This window comes from Burkholderia sp. AW33-5, from assembly GCF_053427615.1.
Genome location: NZ_JBSAXA010000004.1, coordinates 1 through 17,828, shown reverse-complemented (window position 1 = coordinate 17,828; position 17,828 = coordinate 1). Strand labels below are relative to the sequence as shown.

Sequence of the window (17,828 nt, the reverse complement as noted above, 5' to 3'; positions counted from 1 at the left end):
CGCTTCGGATTCACTTATATCCGACGACTGCAGGGTTTCCCCTTGATCTGTATCACTCGGGCGGGAATGCGTTTCGAGCGGCCCCTCGCTTGACGCGTGTGTCGCAGCGTGCCTCGGCCGGCCTCGTGGCGGCCTCGTGACGGCGTGCCGGACCGAACCGCGCGGGGGGCCCGTCACGGCCGGTCGCCCGGCCCGGGATTGAGCAGCACGACGAACGCGAGGATGCTGGAGATCAGCGTGACGATCGAGTACCTGAACACCTCCTCGTCGAACAGCATCCCGTGAACGATGCCGACCAGCGACGCAATCGCGATGAACACGCTGAGCGTCGCGAGCACGATGCGGTACTGCTTCTGGATCATGACGGTCTCCCGGAAAGCGGTGGACGTCGACGGTCGTACGAATGCGAAACGTCCCGGTTGCCGCGGTTTTCACGACGTTTGCGGATTCATGATCGCGTCGCGCGTGGTCGCGCGGTTGATCTGCGTCAACGGACAAAATCGGCCATCGCCGGCCCGTCGGCCGCCGCCGTCGGCCCGCCTTTGATTGATCCTCGTCAAGCCGCCGGCGCGGCCGTGCGCGATGCTGAAGAGGGTGCCGCACGCATCGCTCGCCAGCTTTGCGGCCGGCACGGGCCGACCGGAGACCGACATGAAGTCCGATGCAGTACTCAAGCAGGATGTCGAGCAGGCGTTGTTCTGGAATCCGGCGATCGATGCGCGCCGGATCGACGTCGAGGTGCGCGACCGGATCGTGACATTGCGCGGCACGGTCGACAGCTGGGCCCAGAAGCTCGAGGCGCAGAAAACGGCGCTGCACGTCGCCGATGCGCGCGCGCTGGTGCTCGAACTGAATGTCGCGCCGCCGGAGAACGCGTGCGCGGACCAGGAACTGGCGATCGCGATCACGTTCGCGCTCGGATGGCAGGAGGCGTTGCGCGATCACAAGATCGGCGTCGAAGTCGATCACGGCTGCGTGACGCTCGACGGCGAAGTCGATCATGCGTATCAGAGCCGCGCGGCGGAAGCGATGGTGAGCCGGATGATCGGCGTCGTCGGCGTGGCGAACCGCATCCGGGTGCGCGCCGACCATACGGTGCCGGACGTCGGCGCCCGGATCGCCGAGGCGCTTGCACGCCGCGCGCAGCGCGAAACCGCGGGAATCTCGATCGACGCCACCGACGGCATCGTCACGCTGACGGGCACGGTCGCGTCGCTGGCCGAACGGCGCGCCGCATGCGGCGCGGCGGGGTCGGTGAGGGGCGTCAGGCAGGTCGTCGACCGGCTGACCGTTGCCTGACCGGCTTGCACGTGCTGTCTACTATCAGGAGAAACAGCGATGAACCGTCCGCATACCGGCCCCGGCCGAAACTATCTGCGCCGCGACAAGCGCATGCAGCCGCATACGAAAGACAGTTACCGTGATCCGAAGCGGCCGACGGGCGACCGCATCTGCGAAGGCTGCGGCGCGGTCTGCGAAGCGGGCCGCTGGACCTGGTCCGCGACCGCGCTCGACCGGCGCCAGCTCGAATGCCCGGCCTGCAAGCGCATGCGGGAAAACGTGCCGGCGGGCGAACTGGTGTTGCGCGGCGAGTATCTGCACGCGCACCGCTCGACGATTCTCGAGCTGCTCGAGCGTCAGGCCGATCTCGAAACCAGCGAGCACGCGCTCGAACGCATCATGGACATCGAGAAATCCGCCGATTCGCTGATCGTTCGAACGACGGGCGTGCATATGGTCCGCCGCCTCGGCGAAGCGTTGCTGCATGCGCACCACGGCGATCTCGCGATCAACTATCGCGACGGCGAGGACGTGCTGCGAGCGCGCTGGAAGCGCGACGACGCGTGAGCGGCGGCGGTCCGCCGGGCAGGTTCGATCCCATGAAAAAATCATTCGACTACTCCGGGTTGCTGATCCCGATCGCGTTCGCCGTGCTGGTCGCGGTTCAACTGCTGGCGCGCCAGCCGGCGGCGACGTCGATTTCCTACAGCGATTTTCACCACCTGGTGGACGCACGGCTCGTCGACGATCTCGAGATCGGCCAAACGTCGATCTCGGGCACGCTGCGCATGCCGCAGGCCGGCGCCGCGCTGCCCGCGTCCGACGCGGCCGAGGTGAAGGAGATCGGCCCGCCATGGCGCTTCACGACGAACCGGGTGAGCGACGAAGGCCTGGTCGCCGCGCTGACGGCCGCCGGAATTCGCTACCGCGGCGCGACGGATACGGGCTGGATCGGGACGCTCGCGTCATGGATCTTCCCGTTGATCGGCTTCGTCGTGATCTGGAGTTTCATGATGCGACGGCCGGGCGGGATGCGGGACCTGAGCGGCATGGGCAAAAGCCGCGCCCGCGTGTACATGCAGAAGGAAACCGGCATCACGTTCGACGATATCGCGGGCATCGACGAGGCGAAGGCCGAGTTGCAGCAGATCGTCGCGTTCCTGCGCAACCCCGAACGCTACCAGCGGCTCGGCGGCAAGATCCCGAAGGGCGTGCTGATCGTCGGTGCGCCCGGCACCGGCAAGACGCTGCTGGCCCGCGCGGTCGCCGGCGAGGCCGCGGTGCCGTTCTTCACGATCAGCGGCTCGGCCTTCGTCGAGATGTTCGTCGGCGTCGGCGCGGCGCGCGTGCGCGATCTCTTCGAGCAGGCGCAGCAGAGCGCGCCGTGCATCGTGTTCATCGACGAGCTCGATGCGCTCGGCAAGGCGCGCGGCGTCGGCCTGATGTCGGGCAACGACGAGCGCGAGCAGACGCTCAACCAGTTGCTCGTCGAGATGGACGGCTTTCAGGCCAATTCGGGCGTCATCATCATGGCCGCGACCAACCGGCCGGAGATCCTGGATCCCGCGCTGCTGCGCCCCGGGCGTTTCGACCGTCACATCGCGATCGACCGGCCGGACCTGACCGGACGCAAGCAGATTCTTGCCGTGCATACGAAGCGCGTGAAGCTCGCGCCGGAAGTCGATCTGGCCGAGCTGGCGCAGCGCACGCCGGGCTTCGTCGGCGCCGATCTCGCGAACGTCGTCAACGAAGCCGCGTTGCATGCGGCCGAACTGGGCAAGCCCGCGATCGGGATGGCCGATTTCGACGAAGCCATCGATCGCGCGATGACCGGCATGGAGCGCAAGAGCCGCGTGATGAACGAACAGGAAAAGCGGACCATCGCGTATCACGAGTCGGGGCATGCGCTCGTCGCGCAAAGCCGCGCGCACTGCGACCCGGTGAAGAAGGTGTCGATCATCCCGCGCGGGATCGCGGCGCTCGGTTACACGCAGCAGGTGCCGACCGAGGATCGCTACGTGCTGCGCAGGAGCGAATTGCTCGACCGGCTCGACGTGTTGCTCGGCGGGCGGGTGGCCGAGGAAATCGCGTTCGGCGACGTGTCGACGGGCGCGCAGAACGACCTCGAACGCGCGACCGCGCTGGCGCGCCACATGGTGATGCAGTACGGGATGAGCGAGAAGATCGGCCTCGCTACGCTCGACGACGGCGCACGCCAGGGCGGGGCGCCGGGCGTATGGACGCCGGGCGACGGTCACTGCAGCGAGCACACGGCGCAACTGATCGACGAAGAGGTGCGCGCGCTGCTCGAGGATGCGCATGCGCGGGTCGCGGCGACGCTCGGCGCGCACCGCGATGCGCTTGAACGGATCGCGTGCAGCTTGCTGCAACACGAATCGATCGATCACGACATGCTGGTGGCGCTCATCGCGCCGCCGGACGATGCCGGCGACACGCCCCGGCCGGCGGAAGCCGACTCGGAAACGACCACGGGCGTCTCCGCCTGAAGCAACGACCGCCGCGATCGCGCCGGCCGCCTGCCGCCGGCCATCGCATCGTTCAACAGCCGATGCAGACCGGGCCGTCGCGCCGCGCGCGCGCCGCGTCGTCGGTCACGACCGACGCGAGCCGCGGATCAGGCCGAAAAACCGTGATGCCCTTGAGCCCGTCGCGCCACGCCTGGAAGAACAACGCGTCGACCTCCGCGAGCGAACACTGGCCGGGCATCGTCACGGTCTTCGAGATGCCGGCGTCGACGCACGGCTGCAGCGCCGCGAGCATCGCGACATGATCCGCCGGCGCGATTTCCGCGGCCGTGACGAAATAGCCCGGCAGCTTGACGGCCTCGCCATGCAGCGCGCGGAACAGCCGGTAAGCGTGATTCTCCGCACGAAACGGCCGGACCTGCCCGTCGGCGGTGCGGACCATGCGACGCTGCGTCCAGCCGACGGCCGGCTCGATCCCGTTCGAACAGTTGTCGCAGAACGCGAGGCTCACGCTGCCGGCCGGCGCGAACGACAGCAGATGGCTGTTGCGCAGCCCGTGCCGCGCGATCGCGTGATGCACCTTCAGCGGCAACAGCGTGCGAGACGCGGGGCCGGTCAGATAGGCGGCCGGGTCGTAGGCCGGAAACACGCCGCGCTCGGCGGCAAGCGCGGCCGATGCGGCAAACGCATGCTCGCGCATCGTCAGCACGATCCCGCGTGCGAGCGTGCGTGCTTCCGCGCTGTCGTAGCGCAGCCGCAGCATCGTCAGCGCGTCGGCCAGCCCGGTCACGCCGATCCCGATGCGCCGTGTCCGCCGCGCCTCATATTCGTGCGCGGCGAGCGGCCATGCGGTCAGGTCGAGCACGTTGTCGAGCATGCGGACCTGGATGCGCACCGCGTCGGCGAGCGTCGCGACATCGAAGCGCGGCTTCCCGTCGACGCCGAACGGGTAAAGAACGAATCGCGACAGGTCGATCGGCCCGAGCACGCAGCTGCCGTACGGCGGCAGCGGTTGTTCGCCGCACGGGTTCGTCGCGTCGATTCGCTCGTGTTCGCGCAGCGGATTCGCGTCGCGGATCGTGTCGAGGAACAGCAGGCCGGGTTCGGCGCTGTCGCGCGCGGCGTTGACGATCTCGTGCCAGAGCGTGCGGGCCGGCACCGTCGCGTAAAGGTAACGTCCGTCCGGCCGCCGGGGCGTTGCGGCGGAAGCGGAGGCGGGCGGCGCATGATGAACGAGCGCCCACGGCAGGTCGTGCCGGACCGCCTCCATGAACGCGTCCGTGACGCCGACCGACAGGTTGAACGTCGGCCAGCGCGAGCGTCCGCGCTTGGCCGCGACGAATGCGACGAGGTCCGGATGATCGCAGCGCAGCACGCCCATTTGCGCGCCGCGGCGCGGGCCGGTGAACGGCAGCGCCCGGCACATCGCATCGAAGCGGTCGATCGCCGCGCAGGCGCCGCGCCCGGATGACAGGCGCCGTTCGTACGCGTCGGCGGGTGGCACCGGCGAGAAGTCGTAGCCGATTCCACCGCCCATCAGCAGCGTGACCCGTGCGTCGTCGAGCGCCTGCGCGAGCGCCGTGTCGACGGCCTGCACGGGGGTGTCGACCGGAATCGCGAGCGGATGGACGAAGCAGTTGACCATCGTTCCGCCATTGTCCGCGCCGGCATTCGCGAGGATGCGGCCCGCGCCGATCGCGCCACGCTGCAGGTTCACGAAGAACGCGCGCTCCACCTGTGCACGGCGCTCGGCCGGCTCGGCGAGCGACAGCGCACGGGCGACGCGATGGAAGACGGCCGCGCGAGACGTTTCGCCGGGTTGCGCATAGCGTTCGGCGAACACGGTGGTGCAAAGCGGCTGCTCATCCATGGCGGGGCTCGGCAACGATGAATGATTCACTGTAAGAGCCTGCCCGAACGTGTCGTTGATCGAGCGCAACCGGGCACCTTCGCGACATCGCTTGACGGCGGTCAACGCCGCGACCGGCGTCGAACGTAAGGTTGAGCCACCGGCCGGCGCGCGGCGGTTGCCGCGAATCGCCGCGCCGGCGTCCGTCGCGCCAGCCATCGACTGCGAACCACGCACCATGACCGATATCGTTACCGTTACCTTGAATCCGGCCGTCGATGTCTCGACATCCGTCGAGCACATCGTCGATACGCACAAGCTGCGCTGCGCACGGCCGCGGCGCGACCCCGGCGGCGGCGGGATCAACGTCGCCCGAACCATTCACCGCCTCGGCGGCGACTGCGTCGCGCTGTACCTGGCCGGCGGGCCGACCGGCGACGTGCTGACGCTGCTGCTCGAAGCCGAGCGCCTGCCGGCGGTGCGCATCCGGATCGCCGGCGAGACGCGCGAGAATGTGTGCGTGACCGAGACCGCGACCGGGCGCGAATACCGGTTCCTGATGCCGGGGCCGATGGTCACCGAGGCCGAGTGGCGCGACTGCGCAGCGCGCATCGACGCGATGCAACCGGCGCCGCGCTACCTCGTGCTGAGCGGCAGCCTGCCGCCCGGCGCGCCCGACGACCTGTATGCGACGCTCGCGAGGACTGCCCGGGCAAGGGGCAGCCGGGTGGTCGTCGATGCGGCGGGCAGGGCGCTGCAAGCGGCCCTCGAGGCCGGCGTTCATCTCGTGAAGCCCAGTCTCGGCGAACTGAGCGCGCTGGCCGGCGAACCGCTCGACGACACGTCGGCATGCCGGAAGGCCAGCGAACTCGTGGCGCGAGGACAAACCGACATCGTCGCGTTGACGCTCGGCGCGCGCGGCGCATGGGTCGTCACGCGCGACGGCGCGCTGCGCCTGCCCGGCAGGCCGGCAGCGGTATGCAGCACGGTCGGCGCCGGCGACAGTTTCGTCGGCGGCATGGTCTGGGCGCTGGCGCGCGGCGTGCCGTTCGACGAAGCGTGCCGCTATGCGCTGGCGGCATCGGCCGCGTCGGTCGAGCACCCGGGGACGGCGCTATGCACGCGCGAGGACGTCGAGCGGATTCATGCCGAACTGGTTGCGCAGGCAAGCTGACGACCACGCGACGTGACGCGTGCACGATCGCGTCGACGCACGATCGATCGTTGATCTGGCTCAGCGGTTTTCGCGCCGCGATCGAGAAAAATGGGGCAGCTATTCCACGAGACCCGCCATGGCCTTTCGCCTGATCGCCTGCCTGCTCCTGTTGTCGTGTATGCCGCCGGCTTCGTCCGCCGACGTCGCGACCGTCGATTCGCCATCGCAGCGTGTGCTGATCCTGGCCTACCACCGGTTCGCCAGCGCGCAACTGGATTCGATGACGGTCCGTACCGAGACGTTCCGCCACCAGCTGCAGGCGATCGAGGCAAACGGCTACCGCATCGTGCCGCTCGCCGACGTCGTGCGCTGGCATGACGGCCAGGCCGATGCCGTACCGGCGCGCGCGGTCGCGATCACCGTCGACGACGGTCATCGCTCCGTCTACGACGTGCTGCGCCCGTTGCTGGCCGCCCATCCGATGCCGGTCACGCTGTTCATCTATCCGTCGGCCATCTCCAACGCCAGCTATGCGATGACATGGGACCAGTTGCGCACGCTCGGGCAGTCCGGCGGCGTCGACATCGAGTCCCACACGTACTGGCATCCGAATTTCCGCACCGAACGCGCCCGACTCACGCCGGACGACTACCTGCGCTTCGTGTCGTTCCAGTTGCACCGGTCCCGCGAACGGCTCGCGTCCGAAACCGGCCAGCCGGTCCGGATGCTGGCCTGGCCGTTCGGCGTCCATGATGCGCAGACCGATCAGCTGGCCGCTCGCGAGGGCTACGTGGCGGCCTTCACGCTCGACGCGCGCCCCGTTCGTGTCACCGACCCGGCCATGGCGCTGCCGCGCTATCTGATGACGGACGCCTGCGACACACGATGCATGAATGGATTGTTGAGAACCGCCGGGGGGAAGCCGTGATTGCACGTCTGATCGTCTGTCTGCTCGTGTCGCTCGCCGGATTCACCGGATTCGCCGCCCGGGCGGCGCCCGTCACGATCACCGTCGTCGATGCGACGAACGGGCACCCGCTTGCCGGCGCGATCGGCCACGCGTCGGGCGTGAACCGGACCGCAGATCGCGACGGCGCGTTTTCACTCGAGATCGACGCGGCGGGGGCACGCCTGAGCGTGCGTGCGCCGGGCTACGCGCGAACCGAAGTCACGCTGGCACCCGCCGGCGGCGCACAGACGATCCGCATGACGCCGGTGCGGCCGAAAGCCGTCTATCTGTCCGCTTACGGCGTCGCGGACCGCACGCTGCGTGAGGCGGCGCTGTCCCTCCAGGACAAGACGGCGATCAACGCGCTCGTCATCGACGTGAAGGGCGACAGCGGCGTGACACCGTATCGCAGCCTGGCGCGTGAGGTCTCCGGCGCCGCGAACAATGTCGCCGGCGCCATCGTTCGTGCGCCCGATCTGCCGGAGCTGTTGCGGACGTTCCACGCGCGCGGCCTTTACCTGATCGCCCGCATCGTCGTGTTCAAGGACGACCCGCTGGCGCGCGCTCATCCCGAGTGGGCCGTGCGCGATGCAGCCGGCGAGATCTGGCAGGACCGCGAGCATCAGCGCTGGATCGACCCGACCTCGCGCGCGGCCTGGCAACACAATTACGACGTCGCCGAAGAGGCGGCCCGCATGGGTTTCGACGAAATCCAGTTCGACTACCTGCGTTTTCCCGACGCCAACGGCCTCCGGTTCGCCGAGGCGAATACCGAGGCGAACCGGGTCGCGGCGATCTCGGGATTCCTGACCGGCGCGCGGGAACGACTGCGGCCGTACAACCTCTACATGTCGGCCGACATCTTCGGGTACGTCTGCTGGAACACCGACGACACCGCGATCGGACAGCGGCTCGACGCGCTCGGGCCGGTCGTCGACTACGTGTCGCCGATGCTGTATCCGTCCGGCTTCACGTGGGGCCTGCCCGGTTGCCGGAAGCCAACCGAGCATCCGGGCGAGATCGTTTCGCGGTCGCTGGCCGAGGCGAAGCGCCGGACCGGAATGGACGGGGTCCGGTTTCGGCCGTGGCTCCAGGCGTTTCGCGACTATGCGTTCGACCACCGGCCGTTCGATGCCGACGAGATCCGCGCACAGGTCGACGCGGCCGATGCGGCGGGCACGGACGGCTGGATGCTGTGGAACCCGCGCAATCGCTACGATCCTGCCGATTTGCCGCGCTGAGCGGCAGGTGCGGACCGGCGAGAACATGTAGGCATCCGATCGATCATGCCGTGGAATGACGCGCGTTATCCGCCTTCGATGCGGAATCTGCCGCCGCCGGTTCGCGCCAAGGCGATCGAGATTGCCAACGCGCTGCTGCGTCAGGGGCGCACCGAGGGCAGCGCGATCCGCATCGCGATTGCGCAGGCGAAACGGTGGGGGCGTGCGCGTGCCGTTTTTCGTGGCCGCGGGTGACGGTCAGGTTGACGAATGACCGAACGAAGGCGCCGCCGTAGAAACTAGGCCACCCACCGCGCCGGACATTCGTGCACGGCCATCGCCGGATGCAGTCGCGCGGCCAGAACGCACGCCATCAGCATGACGGCGACCGCGATGCCGTGCACCGGGTTGCGCAGACACGACGCGACCTGCTCGCTCCTCGCCACACCGAACAGGCACCACAGGCAGAAATGCTCGCAGTTGTTCGTGAGCAGCCGGTATTGGCATTCGCCAAGGCGCGATGCCGCGCGGCGCGCTGCTTCCGTTCCATCGTACAGCGTGCGCGCGTGACGAATGACCGCGAGCCCGAAACCGGCACGGAAGCCGTCCAGCGTGACGACCTCGACCGGACCGCCGCTCGCATGGCGCGACCATCCCGCGTAGTGAATCACGTTGCCGTCGCCGATGTAGATCCCGTGATGCAGATAGCCGCGGCGGCGGGTCACGAGGTGGGCACCGACCGGCGGTTCGCCATCCAGCATGGCGTCGTCGGCGTGCGCTGCGGTCGGATCAATCATCGCCAGCTCCTCGATCCTGCGGCGGCGGGGCGGAAGGGCCGTGCGCCGGCCGCGAAACACGTTGCGTCCTGTCACGTCTCCAGTATTGGCAGTGGAGACGCGCGGAACAATCAGCGTGGCCTGAGCTTGCTGTCCGATGTCGGGCCGCCGTGTCGGAATTTTCCGACGGGCCGTGCAATATCGGCTGACAGCCGTCACGGACGATTGCGCCGCCCGTATCCCGCTTTCCTCGTGTTTTCAGGCGTGCCGTGGCATTCGGGCAGATGGGGCGCGATGACTGTCTCGCGGGGCCCGTCCGGCGTCGTTCGGCTTCGACAGGCGTGCACTTGACTTGAGTCAACGGGAAATCGACGTTCCGCGCGACGCTGACGTCGTCGTCGACGCGAATGCGCGACGCCGCCGCACGCAGCCCGTTCCGCGAACGGACGAGCGGCATCGCAGCCGTGCGGGCTCAATCAGGAGAGTGAAGATGTGGACCGGAACCGTGAAGATGCTGCTGGCAGCCTGCCTGCTGAACATCGGTGCGAACGCGCTGGCTGACCCGTCGACCGAGCCGGTCGTGCACAACGGTGTCACTTACATCACCGGCGGAATCGGCCAGGACGAGATCACGGCATTTCGCGATGTCGCGCCTCGCTACAACCTGCGGATCACGTTCGCATCGAAGCGGGGCCAGTATCTGTCCGATGTCGATGTCACGCTGTCGTCCGGCAAGTCGACGATTCTCGACGCGCACACGAACGGCCCGTTCCTGTTTGCCCGCGTGCCGCCGGGGCGATATACCGTGTCCGCGCACGACAGGGCCATTCAGGAAGTCAGGCACGTCGTCGTACCGGCGCGGGGCGCGGTCGATGTGCGCTTCTACTGGCACGACCCGGACCGGCACGGCGCGATACGTCTGTGCGCCGATTGTTCCGCATCGCCGCAGTAACCGGGCCGCTAGCCGCGCGTTCGTTCAGGGCCGGCGTGGCGCGAGAAGCGACGATGCGTCGGCCGGTCCCGGATCCTCCGCACGCAGCTCGACTCCGCCGATGTGACCGGCACGAAGAAATGAACGCAGTGAAACAGGCTCGATCGCGACGATACCGCTGCGCTGCCGCGCTGACCGGCGCGCTGCTGTTCACGCTTGCGTCAGCCGGTGCGCACGCGGAATCCGATACGGCCGCGGCGCAGCAGCAGACCATCGCGATCGACGAGGCGATCGCCGCCGAGATCGCCGACCGCCATCTTGCCGGCGCCGTGGTCGTGACGGGCGACGCGGACGGCGTGCGGGTGCGCGTCGCGCGCGGCCTGCGCATGACGGGCGAGCACGCCGAGGCGATGACGGCCGATACCGTCTTCGATCTTGCTTCGCTGACCAAGCCGGTGGCGACGGCGGTCGCGATCATGCAGCTCGCGGAGCGCGGCATGCTGCACCTCGACGCGCCGGCCGCGCGCTACTGGCCCGCGTTCGGCGCGCACGGCAAGGCCGGCATCACGATCCGCCAGTTGCTCGCGCATGTGTCGGGGCTGCCGGCCGGCGTGTCGTCGTCTCGAGCGCTGCGCAGCCGCGCCGCCGTGCTGGCCGACATCGTCGCGATGCCCCCCGGCACACCGGCCGGCACGCAGGTGCGCTACAGCGACGTCAACTACGTGGTGCTTGGCGAGATCGTCGAGCGCGTGTCGCACCGGCCGCTCGACGCGTGGTGCGCCGCACATGTGTTCGCGCCGCTCGGGATGGCGAGCACCGCGTTCCGGCCATCGGCGTCGCTGTTCGCGCGCGTGGCGCCCACCACCGTTCGCGATGGCCGTCTGCTGCGCGGGCGCGTCCACGATCCCGTCGCGGCCGCGATGGGCGGCGTCGCCGGCAATGCGGGCCTGTTCGCAAGTGCGGACGATCTGGCGCGCTTCGCGCGCATGCTGCTGAACGGCGGAGCGCTCGGCCCGGTGCGCGTGCTGGCGCGCCGCAGCGTCGCCGTGCTCGAAACGCCCGCCACGCTCGACGCGGAAGGCGACCTGCACACGCCCGGCTGGGCGGTCGGGCCGCCGCTCGTCGCGAACCGCTACCGGCTGCCGCCGCTCGGCGCGCTGCAACACTTCGGCTACACGGGCACGGCGCTGTGGATCGATCCCGTGACGCGCCGCTTCGCGATCGTGCTCACCAGCCGGCTGTATCCCGACGAAACCGGCACGGCGATGCCACTGCGCTCGCTCGTGCTCGGCATCGTGTCGAGCGAGGCCGCGGCCGTGACGTCGTCGCGGATTGCGACGCGCGTGCCCGCGATGGCGGCGGCCGTCGCGCAAGCCGCGCGGTTGCCGGTATCGCGCGGGCCGGTGCTGGCCGGCATCGACGTGCTCGCGGCGAGCGGCTTCGCGGCCGTCGCGGGCAAGCGCATTGCGCTCGTCACGAACCGCAGCGGCTTCGACCGGTTCGGCCGACGCACGGCCGACCTGCTCGCGCAGGCGCCGGGTGCGCGGCTCGTCGCGCTGTTCGCGCCCGAGCACGGGCTCGGCACCGACGTCGACGAGACGTTCGGCGACACGGTCGACGCCGCGACCGGTGTGGTCGTTCACAGTCTCTACGGCGATCGACGCCGGATCGCGCCCGCGCTGCTCGCCGATGTCGACGTGCTGGTGTTCGACCTGCAGGACGCGGGCGTACGCTTCTTCACGTACCTGGCCACCCTCGGTTATGCGCTCGAGGCCGGCGCCGCCGCACATCGCCCGGTGCTCGTGCTCGACCGCCCGGCCCCGCTGGGCGGCGATGTGTTCGGCGGCCCCGTGGCCGATGCCGGGCCGGCCGCGTTCACCGGTTATTACCCGTTGCCGCTCCAGCCCGGCATGACGCTCGGCGAACTGGCGCGACTGTTCAACGACCGCCTGCATATCGGCGCGGCGCTGACCGTGGTGCCGATGGCGAACTACGTGCGCGCGATGCGCTTCGGCGATACCGGGCTCGGCCGGGTGCCGCCATCGCCGAACCTGCGCGACGGCGCCGCGTTGTCGCTGTACCCGGAGACGGGGCTCATCGAGGGCGCGGCGATCAGTGTCGGGCGCGGTACCGCGACACCGTTCGGCGTAGTCGGCGCGCCGTGGATCGACGCGCGCATCCTCGCGGACGATCTTCGCGCGATGCGGCTGGACGCGACATTCTCGCCGGTTCGCTTCGTGCCCACGGAGGGGCCGTATCGCGGCAGGGTGTGCGAAGGGGTGCGCATCGAACGGCCGCCCGGCGCGGCACGGCCGGGCGAGATCGGGCTGGCACTCGCACTGGCGCTGCACCGGCGTTATCCGGCGCGGTTCCGGATCGATGCGATCCGTGCATCGGTCGGTTCGCGCGAGGTGGCGGACATGCTGGAGGCGGGGCGGTCGATCGACGAGATCGAGCGCGTGGTCGTTGCGCAGGAGGCGGCGTTCGCGCCCGAGAGAGCAGCATTTCTGCTGTACTGAGCGGATGCAAAGCCGTCGGCAAGCGTGACGCCGATACGAGATTAGCCGCGACTTCGCCGACACGGCTCGGTCGATCCGTCTCGACGATTCGATGGGCGATCGCATATCGGATCGACGCGGCATCGCTTCGCAACTCGCGCTGGTCGAGCGCGCACGTTGCCCGACTGCCGACGGGCGCACTCACGCGCAAAAGCGCGCTATTCGTGCGCCTCCGATCGCGTGGCAGGAGCGGCCGAACGTTCATCGTGCCGTTTGCCGCGGCCTCGCTGCTTCCGTCCCATGTCTTCGAACATTCTCGTGACGTTGCTGAAGGCATTGCGCAGCGCGACGTAGACATCCTCGTCGCGCTCCTTGCTGGATACCAGTTGATGTCCGGGAATCGTGACTTCGATCCGGATATTGAACGGTTTCCCCTGATGATCGTGCTTCTCGTCCAGCACGACATTGATCCGGCAATGCGAGATGTCCTGCCGGAATCGATCGAGTCTGGATGCATGCCGGGCGGCTGCCGCCTCGAGCGCGTCCGAGCGCGGCATGCCTTGAAATACCAGTTCGTAAGGTGGCTTCATTGCTTGATCCGTTGATGGCTGATGAATACCGGTCGTGCCCCGTCGTGCCGGCGCCCCTGAGATTCCGATTCAGAACGTGGCGATCTGAAGGACGACGTCGAACGCGATGACCAGTGCCGAGCACAGAACGCCGAGCGCCAAGTTCGCGAGCCGATGCTCGACGTCCGGATGCTTGCCTACCCATGCCGTCATGAAGAACAACCCGTCGAGAATCACCTGCAGTGCAAATACGAACAACATCAGCGTGAACTCGTAGCCGGCCTGCGGCAGTTGCGCGAAATTCCAGCCATGCCGGCTTACCCAATAGCCGATCCGGTAGACCTCGTAGCCGGCCAGCAGCAGAGGAAACACGTAGGAAACGAAATACGTCGGCACGGTCGCATGCCGAAACTCAGGTAGGAAATGATGTCCGGTCTGCATGGTCGCCTCCCAGCCTGGACGCGTGTGTCAGGACGACTGTCGTTCACGTTTCCAGCCTAGGCTTCCCGGGCGCCAGCCGCTTGACACGTATCAACGGCGCCTTTTATGGGCCGCGTCGGCCCGTGGAAACGCGACGATTCCATCGAGAGCATGTCCGGGCCAGGATGTAACGCGGACGGCAAGGTGTGACCAGCATCAACGGCTGATCGGCTGGAAGGGTGAAATTCCGATCGTGCCATCGACGCGAATCGCAAACACGATATCGAACGGGAACCGCCCCGGGATCCGGCATCCGGGGCGAGAATGGCTGCCCTGGGGCAACTGTGGCACCGGCCGCTCCGTGGCCGACATGAATTCCGCGTATCCCCGCTGGCAAGTCGTACAAGATCGACCGGCGGCACACTGATGGCTCAGCCGAGTTCGCCGCCCCAGTTTCCCGATTCCGCGGCGCCCGGTGAGGCTGCCGTGCGTGAGCGATGCGCGATCATGCAATCGGTCGTCAGCAGCAGCGACGCGACCGAGATCGCGTTCTGTAGCGCCGAACGCGCGACCTTGACCGGGTCGACGATTCCGGCAGCAATCATGTCCCCATATGTCGCCGTCGCCGCGTCATAGCCGAACGGCCCGGTCGCGGCATCGACTGCGTGTACGACGGCCTGCGCGTCCGCTCCGGCGTTTTCGGCGATCTGACGCAGCGGGGATGCCAGCGCGTCGTGCACGATTCGCGCGCCGGTGCGCTGCGCGTCGGTCAAGTCCGTGCGATTGCCTTCGAGCGCGCGCCGTGCACGCAGCAGTGCGACGCCACCGCCCGGCACAATGCCTTCCTCCATCGCGGCGCGCGTCGCATGCAAGGCGTCCTCGAAGCGATTCTTGCGCTCGCGCAGCGCGGTTTCCGTCGCGGCGCCGACGCGAATCACCGCGACGCCGCCCGCGAGTTTCGTCAACCGGCGCGTGAGTGCGTCGCGCTCGTATCCGGCCGGTGTCGCCGCGATACGCGTACGCAGCGCCTGGACGCGGTCGTCGATGTGCTGGCGTTCGCCTCGCCCGGCGATGACGGTCGTCGTCTCGCGCGTGATCTCCACGCGCCGCGCGGCACCGAGATCGTCCAGCGTCGTGCGCTCGAGTGTTCGTCCGGCCTGAACGGAAATGACCGTCGCGCCAGTCAGCGCGGCGAGGTCGGCGAGCTGTTCGGTGCGTGCCTCGCCGAATCCGGGCGAGCGGATCGCGCACGATTTCAGCGTGCCGCGCAGGTGGTTGACGACCAGGGTCGCCAGCGCCTCGCCTTCCACTTCGTTCGCGACGACGAGAAGCGGCTTGCCGGTGCTGCTGAGCGCCTCGAGTACCGGCAGCAGCTGTGCGATCGCGCTGATGTTCATGTCGCAGAGCAGGATGCGCGGCTCGTCAAGGACGATGCGATGATTGTCCGAATCGACGAACAGCGGCGACAGATAGCCGCGATCGATCAGCGAGCCGTCCACCGTCTCGAGTTCGTCGTCGAGCTTCGTGCCGTCCTCGATGCTGATCGCGCCGTCCCTGCCCACACGCTCGACGGCCTGTGCGACGAGCGCGCCGATCGTGCTGTCGCCGCTGGCGGAAATCGTCGCGATCTGGCGCATTTCGTCCGCGCTTGCGCACGGTTTCGACACGCGGTGCAGTTCGGCGACCACGTCGCGGCCGGCCGCTTCGATCGCGCGCTTGAGCGCCATCGGATCGTGCCCGGCAGTGACGCACTTGATGCCTTCGGCAACGATGGCCTGTGCCAGGGTGGTGGCAGTGGTCGTGCCGTCGCCGGCGACTTCGCTGGTGCGGGTCGCCACTTCGCGCAACAACCGTGCGCCCATTTCCTCGAACGGGTCGGGCAAGTCCACAGCGCTGGCGACGACGACGCCAGAGTTCGCGACCAGCGGCGCCGTGCCGGCCCGCTCGACGATCACGTTGCGCCCGCCCGGGCCGAGCGTGAGCTTGACTGCCTCGGCCATCGCGTTGACGCCTTTGAGCAGTCGTTGGCGAGCATCCTGATGAAAGACAAGCGATTTTGCGGGCACGATGCACCTCCTGTGCGACGAAGCCGGGCACGATGCGCCTCGGGGCCGGCGACCGATACGCATATTCCACCTGCCGGCGCGTCGTGCCGATTGACCTGGGTCAACGAGCGCCACGCGTTTCGCACCGCCATGTGCTCGCCCAAGAGCCTTCGGTGTCCCCATCCTGAGCGTTGATCTCCGTCAATTGCCGCGGTCATCGCCAATCGAGAATAAATGCATTACTGACGAGAAGGAGGCACGACATGAAAGAATCATCCACGAAACTGCCGGTCAATAAGCCGCAGGAGAGTGCGGAGCATGCGCCGATGGGGGCGCCGTACTGGCATCCGATCGAAACGCTGCGCCATGAGATGGACCGTCTCTTCGACGATTTCAATCGCAGCGCGGGCATGCCGTCGGTGCGGCGACCGATTTTCAACCTTCAGCCATTCTGGCACCGCGATCACGAATGGAGCGCCGAACCCGCGGTCGACTTCGCGGAAACCGACACGTCATACGAAATCACCGCGGAATTGCCCGGGCTGGACGAGAAGGACATCGAAGTCAAGCTCGCGAACGGCGGCTTGTCGATCCGCGGCGAAAAGCAGGAAGAAAAGGAGGAGCAGCACAAGGACTATTACGTCCACGAGCGCCGCTTCGGCTCGTTCGAGCGCTACTTTCGCATGCCCGACGGGGTCGACAGAAACAAGATCGAGGCGTCGTTCCAGAAAGGCGTTCTGACGGTCACGCTGCCGAAGACGCAGGAAGCTCGCAAGGCCGAGAAGAAGATCGAGGTCAAGGCAGGCTGAAACTGGTGGGGGCATCCGCCGACGCATGCCGGCGGATGCCGGTGCACATGCTTTCCGTTTGCTTCTCGATCGCTGGATCATGTCGTGACACACCGACATTCGGGCGGTCGACGAAAGGCGGTCCTGCATGCGCCATGCATGGAGAGCCGATAACCGGGATATCGGCGACGCCGCACTTGAGCCAGTCGTTGCACCGTCGCGTGCAATCGGCACACACCCGGACCGATTTTCTACGGATCGCCCGCGCGTCATGGCGAATGAATTCAACGGACGCACGCGCCGCCCGACAAGCGTGCATGAGGGAGGTCGTCATGTATGCCGGCAAGGTTCTCGTCGTGTTCTATTCGCGCACCGGCACGACCCGCCGGGCCGCATCGGCGCTGGCCGAGATGCTCGACGCCGACGTCGAGGAAATCGTCGTGACGCGCGATCGTGCCGGCCCGTTCGGCTATCTGCGTTCGCTCGTCGAGGCAATCAACCAGAAGCCGGCGGAGATCGTCGCGGCGAAGCGCGACCCGTCCGCGTACGATCTCGTGGTGATCGGCTCCCCGGTCTGGGCAGGCTGCGTATCGTCGCCGGTGCGGGCGTATCTCGTCGCGAATCAGCGACGCCTGCCGCGTGTCGCATTCTTTTGCAGCTTCGCGCAACGTGGTGCGGACTCCGCACTCACGCAAATGCGGACGCTGGCACGCAAGTCGCCGCTCGCCGAATGTCGCGTGACGCCACGCGAATCCTTGCATGGCGATGCCAGCCCGATTCTCGCGGCATTTGCTGAACAGGCAGCACGCAGGCTGGCGGAAGCGATCGCGACGACTGCGGCGCGTTGAAGCATACTCGGC

The 17,828-nt window shown here is 67.9% G+C and carries 17 protein-coding genes; 11 read left to right on the top strand and 6 right to left on the bottom strand.

Going from position 1 to position 17,828, the window contains the following annotated elements:
• Positions 1–173: 173 nt before the first annotated feature.
• A complete protein-coding gene (locus tag ACV22V_RS09855; protein ID WP_059816764.1) occupies positions 174–362 on the bottom strand; it encodes a DUF2964 family protein in 189 nt (62 codons plus the stop codon).
• A 289-nt stretch (positions 363–651) separates the two neighbouring features.
• On the opposite strand from ACV22V_RS09855, the gene ACV22V_RS09850 reads away from it, so the two are divergent.
• The 3 genes from ACV22V_RS09850 to ftsH are packed head-to-tail and all read left to right on the top strand — an operon-like array spanning position 652 to position 3,788.
• Positions 652–1,299 carry a BON domain-containing protein gene (locus ACV22V_RS09850; protein WP_059537371.1) on the top strand — a complete coding sequence of 216 codons (648 nt, stop codon included), beginning with the start codon at positions 652–654 and terminating at the stop codon, positions 1,297–1,299.
• A 39-nt stretch (positions 1,300–1,338) separates the two neighbouring features.
• Positions 1,339–1,848 carry a BCAM0308 family protein gene (locus ACV22V_RS09845; RefSeq protein WP_448013687.1) on the top strand — a complete coding sequence of 170 codons (510 nt, stop codon included), beginning with the start codon at positions 1,339–1,341 and terminating at the stop codon, positions 1,846–1,848.
• 32 nt (positions 1,849–1,880) lie between these two features.
• A complete protein-coding gene (gene ftsH / locus ACV22V_RS09840; RefSeq protein WP_448013686.1) occupies positions 1,881–3,788 on the top strand; it encodes an ATP-dependent zinc metalloprotease FtsH in 1,908 nt (635 codons plus the stop codon).
• A gap of 52 nt (positions 3,789–3,840) precedes the next feature.
• Here ftsH and ACV22V_RS09835 read toward each other — a convergent pair whose 3' ends face one another.
• Positions 3,841–5,637, bottom strand: a complete 1,797-nt coding sequence (locus ACV22V_RS09835; protein ID WP_448013685.1) for an adenosylcobalamin-dependent ribonucleoside-diphosphate reductase — start codon at positions 5,635–5,637, stop codon at positions 3,841–3,843.
• A 217-nt stretch (positions 5,638–5,854) separates the two neighbouring features.
• Between ACV22V_RS09835 and ACV22V_RS09830 the strand changes: the two genes are divergently transcribed.
• The 4 genes from ACV22V_RS09830 to ACV22V_RS09815 all read left to right on the top strand — a co-directional run bounded on the left by ACV22V_RS09830 (position 5,855) and on the right by ACV22V_RS09815 (position 9,196).
• Positions 5,855–6,790, top strand: coding sequence for a 1-phosphofructokinase family hexose kinase (locus ACV22V_RS09830; protein WP_448013684.1), 936 nt, complete (start codon positions 5,855–5,857; stop codon positions 6,788–6,790).
• A gap of 118 nt (positions 6,791–6,908) precedes the next feature.
• Complete coding sequence (locus tag ACV22V_RS09825; RefSeq protein WP_448013904.1) at positions 6,909–7,700, top strand: polysaccharide deacetylase family protein; 792 nt, start codon at positions 6,909–6,911, stop codon at positions 7,698–7,700.
• On the top strand, positions 7,697–8,962 hold the full coding sequence (locus ACV22V_RS09820) for a putative glycoside hydrolase (protein ID WP_448013683.1): 1,266 nt from the start codon (positions 7,697–7,699) through the stop codon (positions 8,960–8,962). Before ACV22V_RS09825 ends, ACV22V_RS09820 begins: the two co-directional genes overlap by 4 nt.
• Positions 8,963–9,007: 45 nt before the next feature.
• On the top strand, positions 9,008–9,196 hold the full coding sequence (locus ACV22V_RS09815; protein ID WP_448013682.1) for a hypothetical protein: 189 nt from the start codon (positions 9,008–9,010) through the stop codon (positions 9,194–9,196).
• A gap of 44 nt (positions 9,197–9,240) precedes the next feature.
• On the opposite strand, the gene ACV22V_RS09810 is transcribed toward ACV22V_RS09815, so the two are convergent.
• Positions 9,241–9,738 (bottom strand): lecithin retinol acyltransferase family protein, encoded by a 498-nt coding sequence (locus tag ACV22V_RS09810; RefSeq protein ID WP_059536531.1) that lies wholly within the window; start codon positions 9,736–9,738, stop codon positions 9,241–9,243.
• 469 nt (positions 9,739–10,207) lie between these two features.
• Between ACV22V_RS09810 and ACV22V_RS09805 the strand changes: the two genes are divergently transcribed.
• Together ACV22V_RS09805 and ACV22V_RS09800 are read left to right on the top strand one after the other, a co-directional pair.
• Entirely contained in the window at positions 10,208–10,669 is a 462-nt protein-coding gene (locus tag ACV22V_RS09805) for a carboxypeptidase regulatory-like domain-containing protein (RefSeq protein WP_059542037.1), read from the top strand.
• Positions 10,670–10,788: 119 nt separating this feature from the next.
• Entirely contained in the window at positions 10,789–13,167 is a 2,379-nt protein-coding gene (locus tag ACV22V_RS09800) for a serine hydrolase (RefSeq protein WP_448013681.1), read from the top strand.
• Positions 13,168–13,364: 197 nt separating this feature from the next.
• Here the strand turns inward: ACV22V_RS09800 and ACV22V_RS09795 are convergent, their stop codons facing one another.
• The 3 genes from ACV22V_RS09795 to groL form a co-directional block, all read right to left on the bottom strand.
• The gene (locus ACV22V_RS09795) at positions 13,365–13,736 is read right to left on the bottom strand and encodes an HPF/RaiA family ribosome-associated protein (protein WP_448013680.1); all 372 of its coding nucleotides are present in this window, start codon (positions 13,734–13,736) and stop codon (positions 13,365–13,367) included.
• A gap of 69 nt (positions 13,737–13,805) precedes the next feature.
• Positions 13,806–14,156 (bottom strand): hypothetical protein, encoded by a 351-nt coding sequence (locus ACV22V_RS09790; protein ID WP_059536517.1) that lies wholly within the window; start codon positions 14,154–14,156, stop codon positions 13,806–13,808.
• 410 nt (positions 14,157–14,566) lie between these two features.
• On the bottom strand, positions 14,567–16,201 hold the full coding sequence (groL, locus tag ACV22V_RS09785; RefSeq protein ID WP_448013679.1) for a chaperonin GroEL: 1,635 nt from the start codon (positions 16,199–16,201) through the stop codon (positions 14,567–14,569).
• Between the two features lie 242 nt (positions 16,202–16,443).
• Between groL and ACV22V_RS09780 the strand changes: the two genes are divergently transcribed.
• Positions 16,444–16,989 carry an Hsp20/alpha crystallin family protein gene (locus ACV22V_RS09780; protein ID WP_448013902.1) on the top strand — a complete coding sequence of 182 codons (546 nt, stop codon included), beginning with the start codon at positions 16,444–16,446 and terminating at the stop codon, positions 16,987–16,989.
• Positions 16,990–17,036: 47 nt separating this feature from the next.
• On the top strand, positions 17,037–17,816 hold the full coding sequence (locus tag ACV22V_RS09775) for a flavodoxin family protein (RefSeq protein ID WP_448013678.1): 780 nt from the start codon (positions 17,037–17,039) through the stop codon (positions 17,814–17,816).
• Positions 17,817–17,828 lie beyond the last annotated feature (12 nt).